This window comes from Curtobacterium sp. MCSS17_011, from assembly GCF_003224275.1.
Classification (GTDB): domain Bacteria; phylum Actinomycetota; class Actinomycetes; order Actinomycetales; family Microbacteriaceae; genus Curtobacterium.
This window is the reverse complement of record NZ_QKLE01000049.1, coordinates 1-5389: the sequence shown is the minus strand read 5'-3', so window position 1 is coordinate 5389 and position 5389 is coordinate 1. Positions and strand designations below refer to the sequence as shown.

Below are 5389 nucleotides of genomic sequence, written 5' to 3'. Positions count from 1 at the left end.
GAGCAGGATCGCGACCAGGGCGATCATCGAGCCGACTTCGAACACGACGGGGAGCTCGGGCATGCGGAGCCTTCCTTGCTGGTGGTGGGGCGGGCAGCTTCGTGAGCGACCCGCACCAGTCTCCGGCATGATCCGGGCGGTGGCGAACCCGGGAGGTTCGTGCTGCGGACAGAGTTGCTCGTCAGCGCTCGGAGGTCACCGCGTCCGCGACGGCCCGTGCGACCTCGGCGGCGGGGGCCTCGGTCGCGTCGATGACCTCTGCCTCGGCGTGCAGCCAGTCGCGCGCCGCCTCGGCGTAGGCGTCGACGTACGCGAACCGGAACGTCGACGGCCCCATGACCGGATCGTTCTGGATCCGGTCGCGGAGCGTCGACTCGTCGACGTGCAGCACGAAGTGCCGGACCGGGATGCCGTGAGCGGCGAGCCCCTCGGCGATCTCACGCCAGTAGGCCTCGACCAGGACCGTCATCGGCATGATGAGCGGCCCGCCCACGTAGTCGTGCACCCGACGAGCGGTCTCGACCACGAGCGGCCGCCACGGGTCCCAGCGCTGGAAGTTGTCGCTCTCCGGCAGCCCCGGCGTGACGTCCATCAGCACCTCGCCGACCTTCTCGGCATCGAGGATCCGCGAGCCGGGCAGCAGCGGCTGGAGCAGTCGGCTCGTCGTCGTCTTCCCCGCCCCGTGGGTCCCGTTCAGCCAGACGATCACACGACGAACCTAGTGGTGTCGCCGCCCGGCTCCCCGGAGGTGGTCATCGGCGCGTGCCAAGGTCGACCCGTGCAGAACTCCACGACAGTCGTCATCGCCGGATGCGGCGACCTCGGGACCGAAGCCGGCCTGCGCTTCGCCGACCAGGGCCACCACGTGATCGGGCTCCGCCGCCGTGCCGAGCTGATCCCCGCACCGATCACCGGCCGGAGCATCGACCTGCGCCACGAGGTCCCCGAGATCCCCGCCGACACGAGCGTCGTCGTCGCGGCCTTCGCCGCCGGCAACCGCGACGTCGACGAGTACCGCGCCACCTACGTCGACGGCCTGCGCAACGTGCTCGACGGCATCGAGGCCTCGGACGCCGACCCCCGGGTGCTCGTCGTGTCCTCGACCGCGGTCTACGACGTCGCCAACGGCAGCGAGGTCACCGAGGAGACCCCGGCGCACGGGGCGACCCCGACCGCCGAGGTCCTGGTCGAGGCCGAGGTCCTGCTGCGGGAGCGTGCTCCCGGCGCCGTGCTGGTCCGGCTGTCGGGCGTCTACGGCCCCGGCCGCGAGCGACTCATCGACCAGGTCCGGTCCGGGTCCGCACGGCTGGCGCCGGGCACCTCACCGCACACGAACCGCATCCACCGTGACGACGCCGCCGCCGCACTCGTGCACCTGGCGACCCTGCCCGACCCGGCGCCGCTCTACCTGGGGACGGACGACGAGCCGAGCCGGTTGGACGACGTGCTGCGGTTCCTGGCCGACGAACTCCACGTCGCCGAGCCCCCGACGGGCGACGGTGACGCGCGACAGGCCGGCGGCGACAAGCGCCTGTCGAACGCGCTGCTCCGGTCGACGGGATGGACACCGCAGTACCCGACGTTCCGCGAGGGCTACCGCGCCGTGCTGGCGGGTCCGGGCACCCGCCACCCGTGACGCGCACGGGAGCCGCCACCTGACGGCCGGGAGGCCCGTGCGGACGCGGCCACGGGCCTCCAGTCCGTCAAGCGGTCCGGTCCACTGCGCGACGCTCGCGTCCGCCCCGGTGCGGCAGGAACGTCTCGTCCCGCAGGGACTGCTCGATCTGTTCCAAGGACTTGCCCTTCGTCTCCGGCACCCGCAGGAACACCAGGACCCACCCGAGCACGTTGAGCGCGGCGTAGACGAGCATCGTGCCGCCCAGGCTGATCCAACCGGTCAGGGTCAGCGCGGTCGAGGTGACCAGCAGGTTGGCGCCCCAGAGCACCATCGCGTGCAGGCTCGTCGCGGCGGCCCGGATCCGCAGCGGGTACATCTCGGAACCGACGAGCCACCCGACGACCTGGATGCCGCCGGCCTGGAAGAACATGAACGCCAGGATCAGCACGAGCGTGAGCACCGGTGAGGGCTTGCCGTCCTGCGCGTAGAAGAGCACACCGAACAGGCCGATGCTCACCGCCGCTCCCGGCAGCATCACGAGGGTCAGCCGTCGACGCCCGATCCGGTCCACCAACCGCGACCCGACGAACGTCATCACGAGGTAGACGACCCCCACACCGACGTTCGCCCACAGGGAGTAGACGTGCGGGAACCCGGCGTCGGTGAGGATCGTCGGCGTGTAGTAGATCATCATCTCGAGGCCGGTCAGCTGCGTGAACGCGGCGACGATGAGCCCCGCGATCAGGGCCGGCCGGACCCACGGCTTGCGCAGCTGGGCCCACTGCCCGGAACCGGCGCTCGGTTCGGCCTCGTCGAGCTTGCGGATGTCGTCGAGCTCGTCCTCGGCGGCATCGTGGTCCGGGCGCAGCCAGCGCAGCACCCGTCGAGCCGGACCGATGCGGTCCTGCGACACGAACCAGCGCGGGCTCTCGGGCAGGCGGAGCATCCCGAGCAGCAGCACGATGGCGGGGGCGGCGGCGACCCCGATCATGAAGCGCCAGGACACGACGCCGTTCAGGGCCACCCCGACGATGGCGGCGGACAGGATGCCGACGCCGATCGCGCAGTTGAACACCGTGACCAGACTGCCGCGGCGCGGGCCCGGGGCGATCTCGGCGATGTACGTCGGGATCGTCTGGGTCGAACCACCCACCGCCAGACCGAGGAACAGTCGGCTGAGGATCAGGAACACCGGACTCGGCGACACCGCGGCGAAGAGGACGCCCAGGCCGAAGACGCCCGCGATGAGCAGGATGGTCCGCCGCCGGCCGATCTTCGCCGAGATCGGACCGGTGACGAGTGCGCCGAGGATCGCGCCGACCAGGATCGACGCCGTGATGAACTCCTTGACGGCGGAGCCGATCGAGAACTCCTTGCCGATCTCGATGAGCGTGCCCGAGATGACACCGGTGTCGTAGCCGTAGAGCAGTCCGCCGAGTGCCGCGACGAACGCGACCCGGGTGACGTGCCGCTTCGTGACGCGAGCCGTCTCGGCCGACCCCGTGTCCTCAGGGATCTCCGGGGGGACGCCGGGGACCCTGTCGTGCTCGTCCTCGTCGGTGGTGGTCGTCATCGCGTCCTCTCCGCGTCCTGTCCGTGCCAGGAGTGCCCGGGCCGGGCGTCACGGTAGGCGGACCACCACGAGCGGACGTTGAGGAAGCGTCGACCGCACTCAGTGGCCGCGGTGGTCCTGGATCGTCAGCCGCGGACCGAACGCCGGCTTGCGGAACCCCGAGCCGCCGATCAACCGCACGACCCGCTCCCGGTGCCCACGCCACGGTTCGAGCAGCTCGAGCATCCCGTCGTCGTCGACCGGCGCACCGGTGAGCGCCCACCCGACGAGCGCCGGCACGTGGAAGTCCCCCACGCTCGGCGAGTCCGGGTCGCCGTGGGAGCGCTGCGCCGTCTCGGCGGCGGTCCACCGACCCACCCCGGGGATCGACTGCAGCTTCGTGGACACGACCTCGCCCCCGCGGCCGTGCACCAGGGTGCGTTCGAGTGCCGGCGCGAGCTTCACCGCGCGCATCACGGTGGCCGACCGCCCGGGTTCGATGCCGGCGCGGTGCCACTCCCAGCTCGGGATCCGCGCCCACGTCGGAGCGTCCGGCGGCACCATCATGCCCGCGGGTGCGGGACCGGGCGCCGGGGTGCCGTGCCGCCGGAGCAGGTACCGCCACGCGCCCCACGCCTGGCGCGAGGTCACCTTCTGCTCCATGATCGCCGGCACGAGCATCGCGACCACGGTGTTCGTGCGGAGCAGCCGGAGCCCGGGCTGCCGGTGTCGTGCCGCGGCGAGGAACTCGTTGCCGGAGACCTCGAACGACGACCAGTCGTCGCCGCGTCCGAGCAGATCGGGGGCGTGCTCGACCGCCCACGGGGCTCCGCCGCCCCACGCCGACACCGCGATGGTGTCGCCGACCCGCCGGATCGCCACGGAAGCGGGACCGGAGGGCGTGCGCAGCGCGAGCCACACGACCCCACCGACCACCTGGAAGGCCGGGTCGCCGGAGCCGCGCTGCAGGGGCCGCAGGGTCGACGCGACGTCCACCGCGCCTCCAGGCCGGTACACCGTGTCGACGCGAGACGCGTCACCGGACGCACCAGCGTCGTCGACGGCGGCGGAAGCGAGCAGGGACACACGGGGATGGTAATGCGGAACCACCGTCAGTCATGATGGGCACTGATCCCCACCACCCGACGACGGAGCTCCCATGCGCATCGGCATCCTCACCTCCGGAGGCGACTGCCCCGGCCTGAACGCGGTCATCCGCGCGATCGTCCTGAAGGGCATCGCCATCTACGGACACGACTTCGTCGGCTTCCGCGACGGGTGGCGCGGGGTGGTCGACGGCGACATCGTCCCGCTCGGCCGGAAGGACATCCAGGGCATCGCGAAGCAGGGCGGCACGATCCTCGGCACCAGCCGCACGAACCCGTTCGAAGGCCCCAACGGCGGGGTCGAGAACATCTCCGCGACCCTACAGCGGCACGGCATCGACGCGATCGTCGCGATCGGCGGCGAGGGCACCCTGGCGGCTGCGAAGCGCCTGACCGACGCCGGGCTGAAGATCGTGGGCGTGCCGAAGACGGTCGACAACGACCTGGGCGCGACCGACTACACGTTCGGGTTCGACACCGCCGTCGCCATCGCGACCGAGGCCATGGACCGCCTGCGCACCACCGGTGAGTCGCACTCGCGCTGCATGGTCGCCGAGGTGATGGGCCGGCACGTGGGCTGGATCGCGCTGCACTCCGGCATGGCCGCGGGCGCGCACGCGATCCTCATCCCCGAGCAGAAGACGAGCATGGAACAGATCGCGAAGTGGGTGCGGGCCGCCTACGACCGTGGTCGCGCACCGCTCGTGGTGGTGGCCGAGGGCTTCGTCCCCGACCACGAGGACACGGCGCACACCGAGCGCGGGCTCGACGCCTTCGGGCGCCCGCGGCTGGGCGGCATCGGCGAGCGCCTCGCGCCGCTCATCGAGGAGATGACGGGCATCGAGACGCGGGCCACGACCCTCGGGCACATCCAGCGTGGTGGCACGCCGACCGCGTACGACCGGGTGCTGTCGACCCGGCTCGGGTTGGCGGCGATCGACTCCGTGGTCGAGGAGCGCTGGGGCCGCATGGTGGCGCTCCGGGGCACCGAGATCGAGCACGTCTCGTTCGAGGAGGCGCTCGGCGAGCTCAAGACGGTGCCGCAGGCGCGGTTCGACGAGGCCGCCATCATGTTCGGCTGAGCGGGGCTCGGGCTGTCTCTTATACACATCT

At 71.8% G+C, this 5389-nt stretch carries 5 protein-coding genes; 2 read left to right on the top strand and 3 right to left on the bottom strand.

What is annotated here, in order from left to right; all coding sequences use genetic code 11:
• Positions 1-181 precede the first annotated feature (181 nt).
• On the bottom strand, positions 182-709 hold the full coding sequence (locus tag DEJ17_RS17305; RefSeq protein ID WP_110895641.1) for an AAA family ATPase: 528 nt from the start codon (positions 707-709) through the stop codon (positions 182-184).
• Between the two features lie 69 nt (positions 710-778).
• On the opposite strand from DEJ17_RS17305, the gene DEJ17_RS17300 reads away from it, so the two are divergent.
• Positions 779-1636 carry an NAD-dependent epimerase/dehydratase family protein gene (locus DEJ17_RS17300; protein ID WP_110895639.1) on the top strand — a complete coding sequence of 286 codons (858 nt, stop codon included), beginning with the start codon at positions 779-781 and terminating at the stop codon, positions 1634-1636.
• Positions 1637-1703: 67 nt separating this feature from the next.
• On the opposite strand, the gene DEJ17_RS17295 is transcribed toward DEJ17_RS17300, so the two are convergent.
• Positions 1704-3191 (bottom strand): sugar porter family MFS transporter, encoded by a 1488-nt coding sequence (locus DEJ17_RS17295; RefSeq protein ID WP_110895637.1) that lies wholly within the window; start codon positions 3189-3191, stop codon positions 1704-1706.
• A 99-nt stretch (positions 3192-3290) separates the two neighbouring features.
• Complete coding sequence (locus tag DEJ17_RS17290) at positions 3291-4256, bottom strand: DNA-3-methyladenine glycosylase (protein WP_110895635.1); 966 nt, start codon at positions 4254-4256, stop codon at positions 3291-3293.
• Between the two features lie 73 nt (positions 4257-4329).
• Here DEJ17_RS17290 and DEJ17_RS17285 point away from each other — a divergent pair, with 73 nt between their 5' ends.
• Positions 4330-5358, top strand: a complete 1029-nt coding sequence (locus DEJ17_RS17285) for a 6-phosphofructokinase (RefSeq protein ID WP_027467034.1) — start codon at positions 4330-4332, stop codon at positions 5356-5358.
• The last annotated feature ends 31 nt before the right edge of the window (positions 5359-5389 follow it).

Excerpts from the sequence above, each read along its gene's own strand:
- DEJ17_RS17295 (WP_110895637.1), bottom strand. The coding sequence starts at position 3,191 with ATGACGACCACCACCGACGAGGACGAGCACGACAGGGTCCCCGGCGTC.
- DEJ17_RS17285 (WP_027467034.1), top strand. The coding sequence starts at position 4,330 with ATGCGCATCGGCATCCTCACCTCCGGAGGCGACTGCCCCGGCCTGAAC.